We start from the raw sequence: 21026 nt of genomic DNA on the forward strand, positions 1-21026 counted from the left end.
GGGCAGAAGAACCATCCTCGTGCTTCGTAAGTAGGAATTCCGCCCTGCAATTGATAAAAAAGTAATATACTACCAATAAATTGTATATATAATTCAATAATGATTCAAATTGGCTAATTCCAATCAGGGAGTGTCTGTGCAGTTATGAAAAAATTCTTATTCGGAATAATCGTGATTGCTGTAATTTTGTTCGTTATGTATTTGGTTATGTTTAAAAATCAGCATGAAACAGAGAAGGGTTTTAGCCTTTTAACGGAGGATACAAACATGGAAAATATAAATTCAACCCTGTTGGAGGAACAAGCAAATAAGACCCAGGACGGTTGGTATCTGGTGTGGGAAGATAACTTTGACGGGAAGAGGCTAGACCTAAAGAAGTGGAATATCGAGGAATGGGCTGCTGTGAAAAATAATGAATTACAATACTACGGTTCGAAAAATGTAGATGTGGAAAAAGGCTATTTAAAAATTATCAGCAAAAAAGAAAATAAGGGAGGGAGAAAGTATACTTCCGGGGCGATCCATTCAAAGGATAAATTTAGTTTTTTATATGGAAAAGTTGAAATGAGGGCGAAGCTGCCAGGGGGCCAAGGGATTTTTCCCGCCTTCTGGATGATGACAAACAAGGATCATATATGGCTGCCGGAAATCGATATTATGGAAATGCTTGGGCAAAAACCCGACGAAATTTGGATGGTGATGCATCGTTTAGGGGAAGACAAGAAATTAAAGAGTGTATCAAGCGTGTATAAAGGTATAGATTATACTAAGGATTTCCATGTTTTTGGGATTGAATGGACTCCAAACAATATTACGTGGTTTATCGATGGGATAGAAAGATTTAAAATCGATCAGTTTATTCCACAGGAAGAGATGTATTTATACCTAAATACAGCAGTTGGTGGAAATTGGCCAGGAAGTCCCGATCATACAACGCCATTTCCCGCCATTTTTCAAGTTGATTATGTAAGGGTTTATCAGAAAACAGAAGAATAATTTTTTTCACTCATTGTTCTATATATCGATAAAATAACATAATTTCTAATCTTAAAAAGAACGATAAGGATTCCCATTTAGGACTATCGACTGTCTGATACAAGAAATATGGAGGAGACCGAAATGATATTAAAGATTACGATCGTCCTTTTTTGTGTATTTGGTTTGTTTCATACCATTTATATCTTTATCCCTCTATATACTAACAAAACGCAAAAGCGAACTGAACACATTCAGGAAGCAGGCATGAGTTTGCTTATTCCAGCTTATAACGAAAGCCTTGTCATAAAAAATTGTCTGATGGGCATTCATCATGTGAATTACTCAAACTTAGAAGTTTTATTCATTAATGATGGTTCTACTGACAATACATTTGGCATTTTAAATGAACTCCTTATACTTAAGAAAACTTCCAGAACAAAGATTGGTTTATTAAAATATAAAAAAGTAAACGGTATTTATTACTCGGAAAAATTCCCCAACATATTTGTTATTGATAAAGAAAATGGAGGAAAGGCAGATGCGCTAAACGCGGGCATTGAATTTGCCAAAAAGGAAATTATCATTACGCTGGACGCTGACAGCATATTGGAACCAAACTCTTTAAATGAAATGAACAAAGCATTCTCAAATCCAAAGGTTGTCGCTGCCGGCGGATTGGTGAATATTATTCAAGGTTATAAAAATGAAAGGAAAACCCTTCTTCCGTCCTTTCGCATGTCGGGACTAATTCGCTTTCAAATTCTTCAATATTTAACCGCCTTTTATTTGCATAAAACGACCCAGGCTAAATTGCGAGCCATTACTGTTATAGCTGGCGCTTTTGGAGCTTTTCGAAAAAATGTGCTGCTTATGGCAAATGGCTATCGGAAAACGGTTGGGGAAGATATGGATATCACATTGAGAATTCAAGAATTGATTGGAACAAAAATGAAAGGAAAGCGTATCGTTTTCGTACCAGAAGCGGTTTGTTTTACAGAATGTCCCGAAAGCTTCAGAAATCTATTTAGGCAACGAATAAGATGGCAGAAAGCCTTTGTTGATTGTGTGATTACGCACCGTAAATCCTTTTATCGAAAAATGAACTTTGGAGCCTCAACTTACCTTATATTTGACTCTCTTTTATTGGGAACTTTAAGTGCTTACTCGACTCTTCTCGTTCCTATAGTTGTCTTAATGACGATGAGTCACTTGAAATTAGCCTTTCTTCTGCTGTGTATATCAATCTCACTCGCAATCTTACAGAATATCGCTACATTAATCGTTTCTGGGAGATATGGTCACAAGTATGCGAGAAAAGATTTAATCTCTCTATTATTTTTTATTCCTTTTGAGGTCATGTTTTACCGTTTTACTGGATTATTATTTGTATCCATAGGGACAATTTTATACTTTTTTGACAAAGAGGGATGGAGTCGATCGGAGCGGATTGGAAAGCAGGTTGTTTTTAATAACGAAGGCAATGTGACCGAAAATATGGGAGGATAATGGAGTGAAAAAATATGTTGTATCCAATATTGTATTTACAACACTTTTTTTAATAATTATTTTCCCTCTTTGTTATTTATTATATGACTATATCATTCATTATGGAGTAGCGCCTGCCGTTGCAAAGGAACCACTAAATGTATCGGAGACGATTTACAATTCTGAGATTCGAGATTTCACTGGATTGGAGGAATATGCTAGCCAGGTTCCGGTTCTCATGTACCACCAGGTCATTCCAGAGGGAAATTTGAAAAAGCAACACTATCAAGAAAATGGAGATTTAGAAGAAACGATCGTTACGCTTGAAAACTTTACATTACAGATGGATTATTTAAAAGAGCAGAACTACACCGTATTATCATTAAAGGAATTTGAGCTTTTTCTGCTTGAGGGCAAGAAAGTCCCCGCCAAAAGTGTGTTAATTACCTTTGATGACGGCTTTAAAAATGTTTTTGAATTTGCCTATCCGGTATTAAAGGGTCACGGGTTTTATGCGGTACACTTTCTGATTACTGGATTAATTACACAGGAAATGGTCTCATACAAACCGGCTCTTCATCAATATGCCAGTATTAAGGAAATAAGAAAAAGCTCGGATGTATTCGATTATGGGAACCACACAAACCTGTTCCACCAAAAAGATGTTCAAGATGTATCATTCGTCGTCGCATTCGACAGGGGAGAAGTGAAGAACGACATTATTCAAGCAAATGAATGGTTAGGTCAATCAACCGCTTTTGCTGCCCCGTATGGAGAATACAATGAAGATACCATAATAATGTTAAGGGAACTATATACGAAAATGGCTTTCACGGTTCAACCGGGATATGCAGAACCATCCGGGTCTCCACTGGAAATCCCGAGGTGGCAAGTGTCCCCTAAGTTTACTTTGAGTGAATTTATGTATATTTTGGGGAAATAGGGACGGTCCTTTTGCTTCAGAGGCAGAAGAACTGTCCCTATTGTTTTACCGGCTTACTTCGATAACCGTACCAGCCTTCAATGTATTGGATGCCTCATCTCGAATGGTGGATTTAGCGGTTGTTTGGATGGTAATATTTCCTTTTTAAAATGAAATTTCTTTTTCAGGTTGAATGATTAATTCCATTTGATTTAACCCTTTTTTATTGAATAGTTACTCGGAGAATCGGCGAAAGCTGTCCGAAAAATTGGTTAAAGGACAAGAAACGGGGAAATCGTCGAAAGTTGTCCGATAAAGTGATTTTAAAGGACAAGAAACAGGGAATCCCGCGAAATTTGTCCGATAAAGTGGTTTTAAAGGACAAGAAACGGGGAAATCCGCGAAATTTGTCCGATAAAGTGGTTTTAAAGGACAAGAAACGGGGAAATCCGCGAAATTTGTCCGATAAAGTGGTTTTAAAGGACAAGAAACGGGGAAATCCGCGAAAGCTGTCCGATAAAATGGTTTTAAAGGACAAGAAACGGGGAAATCCGCGAGAGCTGTCCGATAAAGTGGTTTTAAAGGACAAGAAACAGGGAAATCGGTGAAAGTTGTCCAATAAAGTGATTTTAAAGGACAAGAAACGGGGAAATCGGTGAAAGTTGTCCGCTAAATTGGTTTTAAAGGACAAGAAACAGGGAAATCCGTAAAAACTGTCCAATAAACCGCCTTTTTTGGACAAGAAATCTAGAAAACCAATACTTCTGTCCTAGAAGTGAACTTCAAAAAGCGACCGGCCCCCAACAGGACCCACCGGCCCTCCTAAGAACACTCGAGCCACTAGAGTAAACCTATTTCCCCCCACCTTTTACCTAGACAAAGTACACCCCCTTATGCCCTTTAGATCATTTTCCTATTCCGTGCAGGGAAATATCTCTAGAGATGGAATCCTTCCTTATATTCTTTTAAAAGGAGGAGAAAAGTATGGGGTTAAAAATGCGCAAATTTTCAGCATCACTTTTAACAGTAGCTTTAGCAACTAGCTTGGCCGTTCCTGCAGGATTCATTTCGACAAGCAAAGAACATGCAGCCGCGGAAAGTACCATGAATTCAAATGTTTTGCAGCTGGCGTTTGAAAGAGCAGCGGAAGAATTTGAAGTACCGCAAAGCGTTTTGATGGCGGTCGCTTACAATCAATCTCGTTGGGACAATCACAAAGGTCATAGTGAGGTCGGCGGGTATGGGGTAATGAATCTCGTTCAAGTTGATGGAGACGAGCAGTTACACGGAAAGGGAGAGAATATGGAAGCACATGGTGCGGACAATTCGGCCATCAACACACTAGACAAGGCCGCAAGCCTATTAGGTGTTAACCCTGAAGTTTTAAAAAATGACCAAGAACAAAACGTCCGCGGCGGTGCAGTCTTGCTAGCAGAATATGCTCTCGAAACATTTGGTGAGATTCCAACAAATCCTTCTGATTGGTATGGAGCAGTCGTTAAATACAGCGGTTCGGAATTCGATGCCGTTGCAAAAGATTTTGCCGATGAAGTATATGCTACCATCCTAGAAGGAGCGGACAGAATGACCATTGATGGTCAAAGAGTAACCTTGAAGGCTGAAGCAGTAACACCAAATATATCTACAGCAGACTCCATCCCTCTTCGCAATGCAAAATTCACTGGTACAGACTGTCCGAATGGACTTGAGTGCTCTTACATCCCAGCTTTATACGAACAATTCTCCAGCAGCACTACCAATTACGGCAACTATGACATTGCCAATCGTCCGCATGACGGTCTCGACATCCGCTATATTATCATTCACGACATTGAAGGCAGTGCACAATCTGCAATTAACCATTTTAGAAACAGATCATTCGTAAGCGCCCATTACATCCTAGATTCCGATACGGGAAAAATTACACAGATGGTTAGACCGGAAGATGTTCCGTGGCATGCAGGAAATTGGTATTTTAATATGCATTCCATTGGCTTTGAGCATGAGGGATTCGCCGCAAAGGGGACTGATTGGTACAGTGAGCAAATGTATCGTTCCTCTGCAAAACTAGTAAAATACTTAGCTGAAAGATTTAATATTCCTATCGACAGGCAGCATATCATTGGCCATGATGAAATTCCTGGATTGACACCTGCTAGACAGGCAGCAATGCATTGGGATCCAGGCGCATATTGGGATTGGTCACATTTCTTTAATCTTCTTGGCGAGCCAATTAACCCGAGTAAAGGGGATAAGAAAAGCGGCATTGTGACCATTAAGCCGAATTTCAACACAAACAAACCGTCCTTTACCTATGGAAATCAGTTCCTGGAACCTCAATCTTCCAGTCTCATTCATTTGTATACGGAACCGAGCTTCGAGGCTCCGCTTATAAGTGACCCGCATATTTACAGAAGTGGCGGAAAGGGCACAGCGAATCTCAATGACTGGGGCAACAAAGCTGCGATTGGACAAAGCTACTACCAAGTAGATCAACAAGGTGACTGGACTGCCATCGATTATGGCGGAAAAAAGGCTTGGTTCTATAATCCAAACAGCAAATATACAGTACCAGGAAATGGAGTTCTTATCACACCTAAAAAAGGACTAGATTCCATCCCTGTCTATGGTGCAGCATTCCCAGAACAATCAGCTTATGAAGGTACAGGGATTGAACAATGGGCAAGGGGAGTAGCGGAGCCATTGTATCAAATCCCTAATGGTCAAACCTATGTCGCAACTGCACCGATCCAATCGGATTACTACCATGCAAAATACTTTAATGATCCTTCAACAAACCAAGTTGTAAAAGGGGAGGATGAGTATTATCAAATCTTCTTCAATCATCGTTTGGGATTTGTGAAGAAGAGTGATGTGGAGGTGGTGAATAAATAAAGTGTCCACCAAGGGTGTCAGACACCGCTCGTGGACAAATGGACATTTTTTCCGCGGGTGATGGACACTCTCTTGGATTGGGTTTCACGTTAAAAATGGAGAAAACGAAATTAACAGAAAACTCTAATTTATTCTAAAATGAAATTTTCAAGAATATAGGAAACCTATCGAGAGGGGGTGAGGTACATTACGAAGCAATAATAAAACTAATAGAATCTGGGTATACGAGACAAAGGGGAGAAATCGGTGAAGAAATTATTGGCGAGTCTATCTATTTTTATTTTAGTAATGGCTGGTTGTTCAAATGCAAAAGAAACCGGACAGGAAAAGCCTGTAGAAAAAAATGGGTCGAAGACACTCATAATTGCTAACGGTTCAGATGTTTCATCTTTCGATATTCATAATCACAATTCAACCAGTACGGAATCTGTACACGTAAATATGTTCAACTATCTCGTGAAAAACAGCGGTGATAAGGGTTTTTTACCTGACTTAGCCGAAAGTTGGGAAAACAAAGATGAAAAAACGTGGACATTCAAGCTTAAAGAAGAGGTCAAGTTCCATAACGGAGAAGACCTAACTGCAGACGATGTGAAGTTCACTCTTGAACGTGTGGCAAGAGATGAAACCTTACTTGAGAATGGGGCATATAAACAAATTAAAGAAGTAGTTGTAAAAAATGATTATGAGTTTGATATTGTTACTGAAAATCCCGAACCCGCTTTACTAAACAGACTTTCACGTATTGGTTCGGGAATCCTGCCAAAAGACTATATAGAAAAGGAAGGCTGGGATGTATTCCTCAATCATCCAATCGGTTCCGGTCCGTATAAATTTAAGGAATGGAAAAAGGATGATCGTCTCGTATTGGTGCCTTTTGAAGACTATTTTGGAGACGCTCCGAAATGGGAGGAAGTAATATTTAGAAGCATCCCTGAAGATTCAACGCGCGTTTCAGAAGTAATAACGGGCGGTGTCGATATCGCATTTAATATTCCGCCAACAGACTTGGAACGGATCGAATCGACAGAAGGAGTTACAACGAAAAAATCGCCATCCCAGCGTGTTATGCTGCTAGTTCTTCGTACGGATGATGGTTATGCTACCTCGGATCCGCGAGTCCGGGAAGCCATCGACTTAGCCATTGATAAACAAGCGATTGTAGATTCCTTGCTCGGAGGCTCGGCAACAGTAACCCGGACGAGAGTTACGCCGGGTAATGTTGGTGCCAATGAGGATTTATATGGAGTGACATTGTATGACCCGGAAAGAGCAAAGCAATTATTAGCTGAAGCGGGTTATGCAGATGGCCTCACTATATCATTCAGTGCAAATAATGGAGCCTACTTGAAAGATAAGGAGTCTGTTGAATTGATGGCTTCGATGCTTGCGGAAGTAGGTATTACAGCTAAATTGGAATCTATGGAAGCCAGTGCGTTTAGAACTAAATATCATGATCGTGCATTTGGGGAAATGTTTTTAATTGGATATGGAAATTCTATGTTTGATGCATCGCTTGCGCTTCAGCGTTTGCAATTTGATCAAGCAAAAGGTGAAACGGATTATGACAATCCAAAGACAGAGGCGTTATTGAAGTCCGCTGAATCAAACATGAATTTGGAGGAACGTGTCAAGCAATATCAAGAAGCACAGGAGATAATTGCCGAAGATCGACCTCAGATTTACTTATATCAACTGCAGTCAATTTATGCTGTGAATGAACGACTTAATTTCGAACCCCGATTGGATGAAATGTTTTATGTGGATAACATCACTTTGAAATAAAAAGAACTAACTGGACAATGGGCTACCTAAGCGTTGAACTCAATCACGCTAGGCAGTCTTTTTGATGTTTATGGATAATTTCCTTTAATAGTTCTTTATAACTATACTTAAACAGAATAATTGAAATATATTAAAAAATCAAAATAATAATTGACAGAAAAATAAAATACAGGTAAATTAAAGAAAAAATAATTTTGGTTATTTTCCGAAAAGGGTGATAATTGGAAAATGTTAAATGAAATCTATGAGTATATCGAACAAAGAAGAGATGATTATTTAGGTTGGTTAACTGAATTTTGTAAGATTCCTAGTGTTGCCGCTCAAAATAGGGGGATGAAAGAGAGTGTTCAGTATCTCGGAAATCTTTTCGAATCAGCGTTCGAACAATCTCCGGAAGTTTTGGATACAGGCGGATACCCGGTTGTATTCTCTCATTTGAAAGGAGACGCTGACACGATACTAAGCTTCTATAATCATTATGATGTGCAGCCAGAGGAACCGATCGAGTTATGGAAAACACCGCCTTTTGAACCAACTATTGTGGACGATAAGATTTATGCCAGGGGAATTGCAGATAACAAGGGGAATTTAATTGCAAGAATGGCAGCTGTCCATGCCATTAAAGAAGTCGCAGGCAGATTACCAATTGATATTAAATTCATCTTTGAGGGTGAAGAAGAGATTGGGAGTATCAATCTCGGAGCTTTTGCTGAGAAAAATCAGGGAAAAATCCAATCCGATGGTTGTGTATGGGAGTTTGGCTATCGTGATGCGGATGAGCGGCTTCAAGTTTCGCTTGGGGTTAAAGGAATGCTTTATGTAGAACTGTTCACTAAAGGGGCTAAAACCGATCTCCATTCTGCTCAAGCTTCGATTGTTGAAAGTCCCGTTTGGCGATTGGTCTGGGCTTTGAATCTATTAAAGGATAAAAACGAGCAAGTATTGATACCAGGTTTTTACGATGATATTGCCCCGTTGACAGAAGAAGATAAACAACTGATCCAGCATTATCGATTGGAAGAGGATAATTTGAAAAAGCATTTGGAAATCGATGCTTTTGTGAACGGATTGACAGGTGACAAGCTGAAAAATAAACATATTTTCGAACCTACTTGCAACATATGCGGAATCCATGGCGGGTATACGGGAGAAGGCTCGAAGACGGTTCTGCCATCCGAAGCGTTTGCAAAAATAGATTTTCGGTTAGTGCCGGGCCAAAGCCCGCAAAAAATATTGGAATCGTTGCGGAGTTACCTCGATGACAACGGTTTTGATGATATCGGAATCCGTGTGTTCGGGAAAGAAGATGCCGCTCGAACACACCCATCTGAAAAGATTGTTGAAGCGGCTATCGAAACAATTGAGTCATATACGAAGCAGAAACCAAATACTATTCCGAATACTCCAGGGACAGGCCCGATGTATGAATTGTGTCAAAAGTTCGGGATTCCTTCTGTATCTTTTGGAGTCGGGCACTTTGCTTCCTACACACATGCCCCGAATGAAAATATTCGAGTAGAAGATTTTATTGATGGCATAAAGATGATGGCGGCACTTGTTCTCAAATTCGGTGAGAAAATGCAAAAAGTAAAGGAGAGTTCGCATGGTGACGGGACTAATGAATAATAAGCAATTCAAGAAGCTGAAAGAAGTGAATCCGGTATTATTTAAAACGGTAACATCTCTATTTGACGAGCTTGTACAAATACGAAGAGATTTAAGGAAACATCCGGAGTTAGCATTTCAAGAAAATCGTACGTCTTCCATCGTCGCAAAGTATTTGAAAAGCTGGGGTTATGAAGTGCAAGAAGGAGTCGGTAAAACCGGTGTCATCGGGATTTTAAGAGGCCAGGAAGAAGGCAAGGTCATTGGGCTAAGGGCTGATATGGATGCCCTGCCAATGCCGGATGAAATCGAAGAGGAATACAAGAGTATTCATGAAGGAGTTGCACATACATGTGGCCATGACATACATACGACAAATCTACTTGGAGTGGCAAAAGTTTTTTCGCTCATTGGGGTAAAAAAAGGCACTTTAAAACTTATTTTCCAACCCGCGGAGGAAATCGGTGATGGTGCAAAAGCGATGATTGAGGATGGTGCACTTGAAAATCCCCGAATGGATATGATGGCAGGGTTACACGTGGCGCCTTCGCTGCGTGTAGGGGAATTTTCAGTTTCTAATGCGGAATATAGCGGCGCGGCGGTCGACATCTTTAAACTCGAGGTATCAGGAAAAGGCGGTCATGCTGCCCATCCCCACCTAGCAATCGATTCAGTCATGATTACAGCACAAATTCTTGTCGCCCTCCAACAAATCGTAAGTAGGCAAATTGACCCACTTGATTCTGTTGTATTAAGCATCGGTCAAATCAATGGAGGAACGAAAGGAACCATCCTCCCTGATACTGTCACTGTAAATGGGACGGTGAGGACTTTGAAGCCGGAGACAAGAAAAGAAATGGAGGAACGGATTAGACAAATTGCTGATAATATTGCTGCTGCATTTGGAGGGTCTTGCAAATTGACTTACGACTATTCATGCCCGTCAGTTAAAAATGACGATGCGGCTAAGCAGTTTTTCATCGAAACGGTTACTGATATTTTCGGACATGAGGCGATTCAATATTCCAACCCATCCATGGGCGGTGAAGACTTTTCTTATTTCTCCCAAGAGGTGCCAGCTGTCTTTTTCAGATTAGGGACGAGCTCGGGGGAAGCCACATCGTACAGCATCCATAATACAAAATTTAATGGAGACGAAAAAGCGATGTTATATGGAGTCGCGATCATGAGTTGTTTAGTTCAATCATACTTACAAAAAGAGGAGTGGTAATGGAATGAAGAAGAGTTTACTGATATACATTTTCATTTTAATCTTCGTTATTGCAGGTTGCTCGAATAATAAAGGGGAAAAAGCTGTTGAAGGGAAACCAGTGGAACAAAGTGATTCGAAGAGACTTGTCATTGCAAATGGAACGGATGTCACATCATTCGATATTCATAATCACAATACGACGAGCACTGAAGCCGTACATGTCAACATGTTCAATTACCTTGTGAAAAATGCAGGGAAGGACGGCTTCAAACCCGACTTGGCTGAAAGCTGGGAAAACATTAATGATACGACCTGGTCATTCAAGCTTAAAGAGGGTGTCAAATTCCATAACGGGGATGAACTAACTGCAGATGATGTCAAATTCACTCTTGAACGTGTTGCAAAAGACAATACGCTCCTAGAATACGGAGCATATAAACAAATTAAAGAAGTTGCTGTGAAAGGCAAGTATGAGTTTGAGATTATTACTGAAAATCCGGAACCAGCGTTATTAAACCGGTTATCACGAATCGGTTCCGGCATTCTACCTAAAAGTTACATTGAAAAAGAGGGTTGGGATGTATTTTTGAACAACCCTGTCGGTACAGGACCATATAAATTAAAGGAATGGAAAAAAGATGATCGGCTTACTTTAGTTGCATTTGAAGATTACTTTGGTGAAGCGGCAAAATGGGAAGAGGTCGTATTCAGAAGTATTCCGGAAGATTCGACACGTGTTTCTGAATTGCTAGCAGGAGGCGTTGACATAGCAGTAAATATCCCGCCGACTGATTTGCAGCGGATTGAATCGACAGACGGTGTTTCTTATAAGACATCACCTACTCAGCGAGTCATGATGCTTGTACTCCGCACGGCAAGCGGTAATGTTACTGCTGATCCTCTTGTCCGGGAAGCCATTGACCTAGCGATCGATAAGCAGGCAATTGTCGACTCATTAATTGGCGGTGCAGGTAAAGTTACTCGTACACGTGTAACTCCTGGAAATGTCGGCGCCAACGAAGATCTTTACGGAACTACGTTGTATGATCCAGAGAAAGCCAAGGAACTTTTGGCAAAAGCGGGTTATGCGGATGGACTTACACTAACACTAAGTTCCCCTAACGGACGTTATTTAAAAGATAAAGAAACTGCGGAATTGATGGCTGCCATGCTTTCTGAAGTTGGAATCAAAATTGAACTTGAGCTTCTAGAGTGGAGTGCCTTCAATACGAAGTATCAAGAAAGATCATTTGGTGATATGTTCTTCATCGGATACGGAAACTCAATGTTTGACGGATCCCTTGCATTGGACCGCTTGAAATTTGAAAATGCTGCTAAAGAAACAGATTATAACAATCCTGAAACAGAAACGCTATTGAATGCAGCGGAGTCCAATATGAATCCGGAAGAGCGTGTGAAGCAATACCAAAAAGCTCAAGAGTTAATTGCGGAGGATCGCCCTCAGGTTTACTTATATCAATTGGAGGCCATTACCGGTATGAATGACCGAATTGACTTCCAGCCACGACTAGATGAAATGTTCTATGTGGATGACATAACATTGAAATAAAAGAGGGAGCTTTTTCCCTCTTTTTTTCATAAGAGGAGGCATATTTGCATGAAGTATTTATTTCAAAATCTATTAAAGACGATTCCAGTTCTTCTCCTCATTACAATCATAGTTTTTGTCCTAGTCCGAGTAACAGGTGATCCTGTATCCTTGATGCTGCCTGAAACAGCTACGGATGAAGAGCGGGAGTCGCTGAAGGAAGCTCTTGGATTTAATAAGCCGTTACCTGTTCAATACATATCTTATTTAGGTGATTTGGTGCAAGGGGATTTCGGTAACTCATTTCGCTATCAAACGGATGCGCTGGCCCTCGTATTAGAAAGGCTTCCCGCGACATTCGAACTAGCTATTGCTTCTATGATTGTCGCCATTCTAATCTCGATTCCCTTAGGTATACTTTCCGCCGTTAAACGTAACAGTTTTATGGATCTGTTCATTACGGGCGGTGCCGTACTCGGAAGAGCAATGCCAAGTTTTTGGCTGGGAATTATGCTTATTTTGTTATTTGCGGTCAACGCACATTTTTTTCCGGTTTCCGGCAGGGGTGGTTTCCTGCATCTTGTCCTTCCCGCCCTAACGTTAGGTACGGGGATAGCCGCAGAAATGACAAGATTGATCCGTTCAAGCATGTTGGAAATACTAGGACAGGATTTTATCCGAACAGCACGAAGTAAAGGATTGATGGAGGCCGTCGTCGTCAATAAACATGCGTTTCGTAACGCGTTAATACCGGTAGTAACCATTATGGCATTGCAAACATCGACATTAATAGGCGGAACATTAATTACAGAAACGGTTTTTGCATGGCCGGGTTTGGGGCAGCTTCTAGTGCAGGCGGTCAATTTACGCGATATGGCTGTTGTCCAGGCGGCAACATTTCTCATTGCCATTTTTGTGATCCTAAGTAATTTAATCGCGGACCTTGTGTATAGACTACTAGATCCAAGAATCAAGTACGAGTAAGGAGGGACCTATATGAATGTAGTAACTGAGAAAATTGAGCCTAAACTTAGTCGGAAGAAGAATGGGCAAATGAATTATATCATGAGAAGACTAATCAATAGTAAAACTGGCATCGTCGGATTATTCATTGTCATATTTGTGACAGCTATGGCGATCTTTGCTCCATTCCTAGCGATGTATGACCCCGCAAAAACAGATATCGTCCATCGTTTAATCCCTCCTTTTTGGATGGAAGGCGGAACGATGGATTATCCGTTAGGTACGGACAACTTGGGTCGTGACGTGCTGAGCAGGATCATCTTCGGATCTAGAGTCTCTTTATTGGTTGGAATTAGTTCTGTAATATTGGCAGGCATTATTGGCATGTTTTTCGGATTGGTCGCAGGATTTTACGGTAAAGTATGGGATTTTATTATCATGAGGACGGTTGATTCATTCCTTGCGATTCCTAATATTTTGTTTATGCTAATCATTCTTGCTGTTCTTGGACCAAGTGTGACGACGTTAATTCTTGTCCTTGGAGGAACGTCTTGGGTTGTTTATGCAAGGATGGTGCGAAGTGAGACTCTAAGTGTAAAAGAAAGAGATTTTGTCCGTTCTGGCAGGGCGATTGGTGCAAAAGATTATAGAATTATTATGAAGTACATTTTACCAAATGTCGTTTCTTCATTTATCGTAATTGCAACTTTGAATGTAGCATCGACGATCATTTTGGAAGCAAGCCTTAGTTTTCTCGGTCTTGGAATCCAGTCACCGGACGTTTCATGGGGCCTTATGCTGAGTGATGGGCGGGAATATGTGGCAACGAGCTGGTGGGTAGCTACATTTCCGGGTATCGCCATTACCATTACCGTTCTAGGAGTAATATTCCTTGGTGACTGGTTAAGAGACGTACTCGATCCTAAAATTAAAGACTAACTGTGAGGTGGGAATATGAGCAACACACTTTTACAAATAGAAGATCTCAAAGTCCGTTTCAAAACCGAGGATGGATACGTTTCGACAGTTAATGGGGTTACTTTCGATATGCAAGAGGGCGAAACTTTGGCTATCGTAGGTGAGTCGGGAAGCGGGAAAAGTGTCACTTCACTTGCTTTGATGGGGATACTCCCACCTAACGGTGAAGTGTATGAAGGTGAATTGACGTTCAAAGATAAAAACTTACGCAAGATAAGCAAAAAAGAGTACCGATCTCTCCGCGGCAATGAAATGTCGATGATCTTCCAAGAGCCGATGACGGCATTAAATCCGGTTTTTACAATTGGGTATCAGTTAAGGGAAACGTTAATCCTTCACAATAAAATGACGAAGGTCGATGCACAGAAAAAAGGGATCGAAATGCTCGAGCTTGTCGGAATTCCTGATGCGGAAAAGGTGATGGGCCGTTTTCCTCATCAGCTATCTGGTGGCATGCGTCAAAGGGTTATGATCGCGATGGCATTATCTTGTAACCCGAAATTATTGATAGCGGATGAACCTACAACTGCCCTCGATGTAACCATTCAGGCACAAATTCTAACGCTAATGCGCAATTTAAAAGAAAAAGGAAAAACAAGTATTTTAATGATTACGCATGATCTAGGAGTTGTGGCGGAAGTGGCTGATCGGGTCATTGTTATGTATGCCGGGGAAGTGGTTGAGCAAGCTCCAGTCTATGAGCTGTTTGAAAACCCTATACATCCATATACGCGCGGACTGATGGCTTCGATTCCGAAAATTCATGACGTTGTCGATGAGCTTTATTCTATAGAAGGAACAGTGCCGAATCCGGCTCAAATGCCATCTGGCTGTAAATTTCATCCGCGATGTCCATTTGCGGACGCGGAATGTTTGAGAATTCATCCCGAGCTGGAATTTGTTAGTGAATTCCATGCGAAACGCTGTATCAAAGTATAGGAGGCGAATTGGATGGAATCAGTGAAAGAGAGAAACGAAATAGAAAAGAAAATCATTATGGAAGTCAGAAATCTAAAGAAACATTTTGAAATAACGAAAGGCTTTATAAAGAAAAATACCTCCTTAATTCGAGCGGTCGATAACCTCAGCTTTGAAGTGTATGAGGGGGAAACGCTTGGGATTGTCGGTGAGTCGGGCTGTGGAAAGTCGACAACGGGTCAACTCATGCTTGGCTTGCTGGATGCAACGGATGGCCATATTTATTTTAATAATAAAGACATCGCGGCACTAAGTCAGGAGGAGTTAAGAAGGGCAAGAAGGGACTTACAAGTCATCTTTCAAGACCCTTATTCTTCTCTGAATCCAAGAATGACAGTAGAAGAAATTATCGGTGAACCGCTAGTCGTTCATAAGATTGCATCAGGAAGGGAATTAAAGGAAAAGGTAATCGAATTAATGGGGTTAGTTGGGCTTGGCGAACATCAGCTGAAAAGATATCCTCACGAGTTCAGCGGAGGACAGCGACAGCGGATCGGAATTGCTAGAGCGCTAGCATTGAGACCTAAGGTGATTGTGTGTGATGAAGCAGTTTCAGCACTTGATGTATCGATTCAGGCGCAAATATTGAATCTCTTAAAAAAGCTGCAAAAGGAGCTGGATCTTACTTATATTTTCATCGCGCACGGCTTACCAGTAGTCCGCCATATTAGCGATCGGATCGGGGTCATGTATCTCGGCAGAATGGTCGAGCTTGCAGATAGGGATGAAATATTTGAAAGGCCGCTTCATCCTTATACTCGCGCACTCCTTGACTCGGTTCCAGTTCCAGATCCAAGGCTTAGAAAGGAACATCAGCTGATCGAAGGGGAGATTCCAAATCCGAGCAATCCGCCGACAGGCTGCCACTTCCACCCGAGATGCCTGTATACAACTGATTTATGTAAAACAGAAGGTCCCGTTTACCGAGAAGTCCTGCCGAAGCATTTTGTAGCATGTCACTACCCTTTACTTAATGAAGATACGAATGTCCTCCCGACGATATTTCCTGAAAAGGCTGAAGATCATTGAGAATAAGAATAGGTGCAATCGGTCCAAGGGATTCTTTGGATAAGATAAAGGAAGTGGCGATAGAGGATTCACGTATTGAGTTAGTCGAATTTGAATATTTTCATAGTGATGAGCTTGAGCATTTAATACAAAATAATCGGTATGATGTAACACAGTGGATTTTCTCGGGACAAACGCCGTATTATTATGCTCTTCACAACGGATGGATTACGGAAGAGGAAGGATATTACCCTCAGTTACATGGCATGGGGCTTCTAGGCACGATCTTGAAAATTTTCTTGGAACGCGGAGAAGTAACAACAGCGTTGAGCTTAGATAGTGTTAATGAACATACAGTCCAGCTCGTATCAAGGGAATATAATCTGAATTCACTCCACTTTGAGCTATTGCCTTATAACCAATTTAGAACTTATGAGGAAATAATTGATTTCCATATGCAGAGCTATATTAAGAAGAAAACAGAAGTTGCGGTAACTTGTTTATTAACTGTTTATGACGAGTTGAAAAAAAGGGGAATTCCTTGCTACCGGATTGTTCCATCCCATTTGGCTATTCAAAATGTATTTAACTTGCTTGTCTCGAGAGCGAAAAGCCAAATTTATCAAAAATCCAAGGTTGCTATTATGGGATTTGAACTTGCGGATCCTACCGCGTTAGACTCTCGAAATGTATATGAATCTCGTAAAAATAAATTGATAGCGGAACTAGAGTTAGTGAGCGTTGCTGAAAAACTGAATGGTGTTTTATCCGAAGCCAAGGATGACCGCTTTCATATTTACACTACATATGGGGATGTCGAGTTATTTAATTCGAGTCAGTCGTTAAATGATTTAGTGAAGGAATTCGAATTGAAGACATCGTTAAACTTGAAGGTGGGTATCGGTTCCGGCTATACGATTGACAGTGCGATGGAACATGTAGGGCTTGCGTTTGAAAGCCTTGACAGTTTAAGTAATCATAGCATTCCCTTCGTCAATCAGGAGAAAAAGGTTATCGATTTATCTAAAGAAAATACAACCTATTTTACAGTGGAAAATCTGCCTGATTCATGGAAAAAAGTAATGAAAGAAAACAATTATACCCCGACCATCCCGGCAAAAATCTATCATTTTATTAAATTGAAACGTATTGAGCATTTCGATAGTGATTTGATTACAAGTCTTTTAAAAAATACTGATAGAAACTCACGGAGAATTTTAAACGAACTAGAGCAGATGGGCTTGCTTCAAGTATGTAAAGAAGAATCTACGGGAAAACCGGGCAGACCGAAAAAGGTTTATACACTCATGTTATAGAGTTATTTATGAAGAGGAGGATACTAATGTTTAATGAAACAGTTGTGAAAAAACCAATCATTACTGAAAGTGTTGAACATGTATATAAAATGCTGATTTCCAATTCACAAGTGGAGAAATGCCTTTCTTTTTTGAAGGCTGATAATGATCATACAACTGAAGAGCAAATTGAACTTACTGCTATTGAAGCACCTACCTTTTTGGAAGAAAAAAGAGGGAATTATTATAAAGAGAAGCTGAAGGCCCTTGGAATTCGCGATATCGAAGTAGATGAGGTTGGAAATGTATTTGGGATTCGTCCCGGAAGCGGAGCTGGTCCAAGATTAGTCGTATGTGCCCACCTTGATACTGTATTCCCTGAAGGAACAGATACAAAAGCAAAGATCATTGATGGGAAAGTACATGCTCCCGGAATTGCGGATGACGGTAGAGGATTAGCGGTTGTTCTTTCCCTAACTAGAGCATTAAATGAGGCAAATATTCAAACAGTAGGAGATTTGATTATTGGTGCAACTGTTGGGGAAGAAGGTCTGGGGGACTTACGAGGTGTAAAGGCTTTATTCAAAAATAGAGACGATATTGATGGGTTTATTTCGATAGAGCCTGGAGAGCCAGATCGAATTACTTACCTTGGTACAGGCAGTAAAAGGTATAAGGTCATTTATCATGGCCCTGGTGGTCATAGTTTTGGAAACTTCGGAACGCCAAGTCCCATTCATGCAATGGGAAGAGCCATTAGTAAACTAGCAAATATCGAGACTCCTTCAAATCCTAAAACAACATTTAATGTTGGCGTTATTAGTGGTGGAACATCTATTAACACTATTGCTGAAAAGAGTGAAATGCTTGTTGATATCCGTTCAAATTCTCAAGAAGAGTTATTAAAATTAGAAGAAAAAGTATTAAATATTATTAAACTTGCTGCAGATGAAGAAAATCTCCGTTGGGAAAAATCGAATGACATAACTGTAAATATTGAACAGGTCGGGGATCGACCAGCAGGCTCTCAAATGCCTAATTCAATAATTGTACAAGCAGCCGCTGCAGCAACATCAGCTATTGGATTTGAGCCGGTTTTAGCAGAAGCTTCTAGTACGGATTCCAATATTCCGATTCATTTAGGAATTCCAGCAGTAACTCTTGGCGGAGGGGGAGCCTCAGGGGGATACCACACATTAAATGAATATTTTGACCCGAAAGATGCCTATCAAGGAGTACAGAAAATACTTTTAACCGTATTAGGTCTTGTCGGATTAGAGAATGTTTCAGAGCCTCTTTTAAAGAGAAGATCTTATTAAAGAAAAGGTGTCAGACACCGCTCGTGGACAAATGGCAAAAAACGGTGTCAGACACCGCTCGTAGACAAATGGCATTTTCCTCCGCCCAGGGTGGACACTTAATAGAACAAAAGAGGCGCAAACACCAAAATAATGCAGGTGTTTGCGCCTTTTTCTTAGTAAAACCGCTTAAATCCATCAAAATGCTTCTTATAATATGCTTCATTGAGATTCGCGATTTCAACGCCATTTGTAGGGCCGGCATGAATAAATTGCTGATCCCCGATATAGATCCCCATATGGGAAATCCCTGGTTTATATGTATCCGCAAAGAAAACTAAATCCCCAACCTGAGGCGTGTCAACATAAAAAGCACGGCTATAGTACCCTTCAGATGAAAGTCTATTAACGGAAATCCCCGCTTTATTAAACACATAGTAAATAAATCCGCTGCAATCAAAGGCAGCTGGAGTGGAGCCCGCATATAAATAAGGAGTTCCTAGCAGCGCCATTCCCTCTTTTATTAAAAGATTATTAGATGTTTGTGCATCCTGAGCTTTGTTTTCGCTTGGGCCGGCATTACCGCCAGTAATCGTTAATTTTTGACCGACAAAAATTAAATCTGAAGTTAAGCCATTCTTTGCTTTTACTTGGTCAATCGTCGTATTGAACATTGACGCTATTTTTGACAAGCTGTCCCCGCTTTGGACGATATATTCGTCTTGGCTAGTTGAGGAGGCTGTTTCTTTAGGTGTAGCTGGTGTTACAGTTACCGGCTTGGTTGGTGCAATGGCAGTTGGCTTTGAAACGAGTAATTTCTGACCAACAAACAGACTATCATTCGGCAGGCTGTTCCATTGTTTTAGTTCAGACACCGTAAGCTTGTAGATGTTGGCAATTTTCGTCAGGTTGTCACCTTTAATGACTGTATATGTATTTTGTGCGGCCGCTGGATTTGATACGTTATTTTGCGAGGCTGCCGAAGTTGTCGGCTTTAAATTAAGTGTTTGATTGACAAATAACGCATTAGACTTTAAGTTATTCAAAGTTTTAATCTCTTTAACTGCTACATTCTGCTTTTTTGCTATCGCTTCAAGCGTGTCACCCTTTTTAACTATGTATGTAGATGCTAACGCATTTGTCGTAAAAGAGGTTGATAGAATGACAGCTGTTGCAATAGAAGCAGCGACTTTTATCTTCATTTCTCGTCCCTCCCTCCATTAAATGGCTAATAATTGTATCTATTCTATCATATATAGGAAGATTTTGTAGCATAAAGATATTAAAATGGTATGATTATCCTATGTCGAAAATCGCAGACTGATGTCAAAAAAAGTATTTTATAGGCTGTTAGTGAAAAAGCATGCTATAATACGTCGAAAAGGAATATAAGTAGGTGTTGAAAAATGTTAGGGAAAAATGGATCTGATGCGCTTCTTATGGAAAAATTTGCGGAGCTGCTACATGAGTTTTACATATCTGGCATTACAAATAACGATATTTCCATTCATCAATATTTAGAAGAAATTACAGAGAAATTAGAGAGTCTTATCTTTGAATATGCTTAAATCATTTCTGCGAATATGGTTTCCGATGCTGGCCGTAGGGGGCCTTATTTTTTATTTCTCGTCCCAGCCTTATTCGAATCAAAGCTTAATACCATTATTGGAGAAATATATTGAAAAGGATAGAGTGAATGCATTCCTTGCGGATATTTCTTTTCGGTATAGCGGGAAGGAAATTAGCATCGGGACTTTAGGAACCTATCATTTAATTGAATTTTTTATTAGAAAAGGCGCTCACTTTATTGTTTTCTGTTTGCTGGGCTTTTTTACGCTAAGAGCATTTAGTAAAATAATGAAAGGGAGGAGCGCGATTATCATTACACTTATATTAGTAGGAATCTATGCTTCTTTTGATGAGTACCACCAAAGCTTGACGGGAGGAAGAACTCCATTAGTTGAGGATGTCATGCTCGATTCTTTAGGTGGAATGTTTGGTATAATAATAGGCACCATTCTTTACTATATTAAAAAGTAGAGAACGGTGCCTTTCCTGTGTAAAACTAAATCGT

Annotated in this window: 18 protein-coding genes; 17 read left to right on the forward strand and 1 reads right to left on the reverse strand. The window is 40.4% G+C overall.

The features are described from left to right. The first annotated feature begins 144 nt into the window (after positions 1-144). The 15 genes from F7731_RS10245 to F7731_RS10315 all read left to right on the forward strand — a co-directional run bounded on the left by F7731_RS10245 (position 145) and on the right by F7731_RS10315 (position 18973). Positions 145-996, forward strand: a complete 852-nt coding sequence (locus F7731_RS10245) for a glycoside hydrolase family 16 protein (RefSeq protein WP_151534681.1) — start codon at positions 145-147, stop codon at positions 994-996. Between the two features lie 123 nt (positions 997-1119). Next, entirely contained in the window at positions 1120-2484 is a 1365-nt protein-coding gene (locus F7731_RS10250) for a glycosyltransferase family 2 protein (RefSeq protein WP_151534682.1), read from the forward strand. A gap of 4 nt (positions 2485-2488) precedes the next feature. Further along, positions 2489-3406 carry a polysaccharide deacetylase family protein gene (locus tag F7731_RS10255; RefSeq protein ID WP_151534683.1) on the forward strand — a complete coding sequence of 306 codons (918 nt, stop codon included), beginning with the start codon at positions 2489-2491 and terminating at the stop codon, positions 3404-3406. Between the two features lie 284 nt (positions 3407-3690). Beyond that, the gene (locus F7731_RS10260; protein WP_151534684.1) at positions 3691-3993 is read left to right on the forward strand and encodes a hypothetical protein; all 303 of its coding nucleotides are present in this window, start codon (positions 3691-3693) and stop codon (positions 3991-3993) included. 376 nt (positions 3994-4369) lie between these two features. After that, on the forward strand, positions 4370-6280 hold the full coding sequence (locus tag F7731_RS10265; RefSeq protein ID WP_246197178.1) for an N-acetylmuramoyl-L-alanine amidase: 1911 nt from the start codon (positions 4370-4372) through the stop codon (positions 6278-6280). A 246-nt stretch (positions 6281-6526) separates the two neighbouring features. After that, on the forward strand, positions 6527-8065 hold the full coding sequence (locus tag F7731_RS10270; protein WP_151534685.1) for an ABC transporter substrate-binding protein: 1539 nt from the start codon (positions 6527-6529) through the stop codon (positions 8063-8065). A gap of 228 nt (positions 8066-8293) precedes the next feature. Then, positions 8294-9691, forward strand: coding sequence for a M20/M25/M40 family metallo-hydrolase (locus F7731_RS10275; RefSeq protein WP_151534686.1), 1398 nt, complete (start codon positions 8294-8296; stop codon positions 9689-9691). Next, positions 9669-10901, forward strand: coding sequence for a M20 metallopeptidase family protein (locus tag F7731_RS10280; protein WP_151534687.1), 1233 nt, complete (start codon positions 9669-9671; stop codon positions 10899-10901). Before F7731_RS10275 ends, F7731_RS10280 begins: the two co-directional genes overlap by 23 nt. A gap of 4 nt (positions 10902-10905) precedes the next feature. Then, a complete protein-coding gene (locus F7731_RS10285) occupies positions 10906-12453 on the forward strand; it encodes an ABC transporter substrate-binding protein (RefSeq protein ID WP_151534688.1) in 1548 nt (515 codons plus the stop codon). A gap of 48 nt (positions 12454-12501) precedes the next feature. Further along, on the forward strand, positions 12502-13416 hold the full coding sequence (locus tag F7731_RS10290) for an ABC transporter permease (protein ID WP_151534689.1): 915 nt from the start codon (positions 12502-12504) through the stop codon (positions 13414-13416). 12 nt (positions 13417-13428) lie between these two features. Beyond that, entirely contained in the window at positions 13429-14334 is a 906-nt protein-coding gene (locus F7731_RS10295; RefSeq protein ID WP_151534690.1) for an ABC transporter permease, read from the forward strand. Between the two features lie 15 nt (positions 14335-14349). Further along, complete coding sequence (locus F7731_RS10300) at positions 14350-15312, forward strand: ABC transporter ATP-binding protein (protein ID WP_151534691.1); 963 nt, start codon at positions 14350-14352, stop codon at positions 15310-15312. 12 nt (positions 15313-15324) lie between these two features. Next, a complete protein-coding gene (locus F7731_RS10305; protein WP_151534692.1) occupies positions 15325-16380 on the forward strand; it encodes an ABC transporter ATP-binding protein in 1056 nt (351 codons plus the stop codon). Continuing rightward, complete coding sequence (locus tag F7731_RS10310) at positions 16377-17675, forward strand: hypothetical protein (RefSeq protein WP_151534693.1); 1299 nt, start codon at positions 16377-16379, stop codon at positions 17673-17675. Before F7731_RS10305 ends, F7731_RS10310 begins: the two co-directional genes overlap by 4 nt. 26 nt (positions 17676-17701) lie before the next feature. Further along, positions 17702-18973: a M20/M25/M40 family metallo-hydrolase gene (locus tag F7731_RS10315; protein ID WP_151534694.1), complete on the forward strand. Its 1272-nt coding sequence runs from the start codon at positions 17702-17704 to the stop codon at positions 18971-18973. Positions 18974-19128: 155 nt separating this feature from the next. Here the strand turns inward: F7731_RS10315 and F7731_RS10320 are convergent, their stop codons facing one another. Further along, the gene (locus F7731_RS10320) at positions 19129-20154 is read right to left on the reverse strand and encodes a C40 family peptidase (RefSeq protein ID WP_151534695.1); all 1026 of its coding nucleotides are present in this window, start codon (positions 20152-20154) and stop codon (positions 19129-19131) included. A 204-nt stretch (positions 20155-20358) separates the two neighbouring features. Between F7731_RS10320 and F7731_RS26445 the strand changes: the two genes are divergently transcribed. Next, positions 20359-20520 (forward strand): hypothetical protein, encoded by a 162-nt coding sequence (locus tag F7731_RS26445; protein ID WP_170289677.1) that lies wholly within the window; start codon positions 20359-20361, stop codon positions 20518-20520. Then, positions 20513-20992, forward strand: a complete 480-nt coding sequence (locus F7731_RS10325) for a VanZ family protein (RefSeq protein WP_246197187.1) — start codon at positions 20513-20515, stop codon at positions 20990-20992. Before F7731_RS26445 ends, F7731_RS10325 begins: the two co-directional genes overlap by 8 nt. Positions 20993-21026: the final 34 nt, after the last annotated feature.

The organism is Cytobacillus depressus (assembly GCF_008923245.1).
Taxonomy (GTDB): domain Bacteria; phylum Bacillota; class Bacilli; order Bacillales; family Cytobacillaceae; genus Cytobacillus; species Cytobacillus depressus.

Coding starts and splice junctions, on each gene's coding strand:
- F7731_RS26445 (WP_170289677.1), top strand. CDS start 20,359: ATGTTAGGGAAAAATGGATCTGATGCGCTTCTTATGGAAAAATTTGCG.
- F7731_RS10320 (WP_151534695.1), bottom strand. CDS start 20,154: ATGAAGATAAAAGTCGCTGCTTCTATTGCAACAGCTGTCATTCTATCA.
- F7731_RS10300 (WP_151534691.1), top strand. CDS start 14,350: ATGAGCAACACACTTTTACAAATAGAAGATCTCAAAGTCCGTTTCAAA.
- F7731_RS10305 (WP_151534692.1), top strand. CDS start 15,325: ATGGAATCAGTGAAAGAGAGAAACGAAATAGAAAAGAAAATCATTATG.
- F7731_RS10295 (WP_151534690.1), top strand. CDS start 13,429: ATGAATGTAGTAACTGAGAAAATTGAGCCTAAACTTAGTCGGAAGAAG.
- F7731_RS10275 (WP_151534686.1), top strand. CDS start 8,294: ATGTTAAATGAAATCTATGAGTATATCGAACAAAGAAGAGATGATTAT.
- F7731_RS10250 (WP_151534682.1), top strand. CDS start 1,120: ATGATATTAAAGATTACGATCGTCCTTTTTTGTGTATTTGGTTTGTTT.
- F7731_RS10290 (WP_151534689.1), top strand. CDS start 12,502: ATGAAGTATTTATTTCAAAATCTATTAAAGACGATTCCAGTTCTTCTC.
- F7731_RS10265 (WP_246197178.1), top strand. CDS start 4,370: ATGGGGTTAAAAATGCGCAAATTTTCAGCATCACTTTTAACAGTAGCT.
- F7731_RS10280 (WP_151534687.1), top strand. CDS start 9,669: ATGGTGACGGGACTAATGAATAATAAGCAATTCAAGAAGCTGAAAGAA.
- F7731_RS10325 (WP_246197187.1), top strand. CDS start 20,513: ATGCTTAAATCATTTCTGCGAATATGGTTTCCGATGCTGGCCGTAGGG.
- F7731_RS10315 (WP_151534694.1), top strand. CDS start 17,702: ATGTTTAATGAAACAGTTGTGAAAAAACCAATCATTACTGAAAGTGTT.
- F7731_RS10285 (WP_151534688.1), top strand. CDS start 10,906: ATGAAGAAGAGTTTACTGATATACATTTTCATTTTAATCTTCGTTATT.
- F7731_RS10245 (WP_151534681.1), top strand. CDS start 145: ATGAAAAAATTCTTATTCGGAATAATCGTGATTGCTGTAATTTTGTTC.